This window comes from Herbaspirillum sp. C7C2 (assembly GCF_022627865.1).
In the GTDB taxonomy this organism is placed as follows: domain Bacteria; phylum Pseudomonadota; class Gammaproteobacteria; order Burkholderiales; family Burkholderiaceae_D; genus Herbaspirillum; species Herbaspirillum frisingense.
Genome location: NZ_JABXGI010000046.1, coordinates 1 through 1,088 on the forward strand (window position 1 = coordinate 1; position 1,088 = coordinate 1,088).

Sequence of the window (1,088 nt, forward strand, 5' to 3'; positions counted from 1 at the left end):
CTTTTTCATGGCTTCCTTTCCGAGTGGAAGCTATCTTCTCAAATTTTCAGCGGTCCGAAAAATCCGGGGCAGGTCACCATTTTTACGACAGCGCGTATCACTGAAAGATATAAAAATTGAATATCCCCGAACCGCAGAAGGATGAACTAGACCGAGGTCTCTTGGGGAGGATTCGTATCGTGAATCATATTGACTCCGAGAAGCAGACGCTAGATTCTTTGCAAAGGTCATTCTTTTCCGCAAATTGCAATGGTCCAAGACATCCACCATTACTAGCCCAAGCCACACGGATGCCACTTGATAGATTCGTTATTAAGCACACCCTCGCACCTTTTCATTTTTCGTTTTCAGATGCTCCGGACATGAAACATGCCGACAGTATTAATTATTACCTTCAAAACTGGTACGGCAGCAAACGACCTATAGCGACAGCTAATTTTTGCCTCATTTGCGTCGATGACGATTTACGCACACGAGGCTTTTCTTATTGGAGGCGGGCCCACCATCTGCCCGGCCTCAACTACTGCCCGGCCCATAATATTCGGCTAACAGTTGCAGCTCGCTTAGCTCCATTTTCGAATATGCCTCACAGCTATATTGAACAATCCGAAATGCAGACTTCCGTCTCGCATGGAAATGTGGTGATCCGCAGATACGGAAATTTTTGTCAGCAACTTCTCTCCCGAGAGGCACCCGTAAACTCAAGTCATCTGAAGAGATCGCTCGGCCGATGGATCTCTAGAATGGGCCTCTACTCGGGAAACAGGGGAACGTCTCGATCTACCCTCGCGGACGTCGCTTCGCAAGTACTTCCTACAAAGTGGCTTATACAAAACTTTTCTGGAGACTATCCCCGAGGCGGGAAATACTATCTTGCCCTAATCAATAGGACTGCAAAGAAATTTGAGACGGTGCCGGCGCAACACTATGCGCTTGCAATGGCATTGATTGCGTCGCCAGAAGCCCAAAAGGCTGCGCGGATTTTGGTTACCGAAGGGAGAAATGAAGTTATGTGATATTGCGCCGAATCCTGACCCGTACTTTGCATCGAATCGTGACCCTCGCGAATTCCTCTCATTCCGTAGCTG

At 48.0% G+C, this 1,088-nt stretch carries 1 protein-coding gene; it reads left to right on the forward strand.

Annotation, left to right across the window (positions count from 1 at the left end; genetic code table 11):
* Positions 1 to 116: 116 nt before the first annotated feature.
* The gene (locus HWE04_RS24625) at positions 117 to 1,016 is read left to right on the forward strand and encodes a TniQ family protein (protein ID WP_446719253.1); all 900 of its coding nucleotides are present in this window, start codon (positions 117 to 119) and stop codon (positions 1,014 to 1,016) included.
* Positions 1,017 to 1,088: the final 72 nt, after the last annotated feature.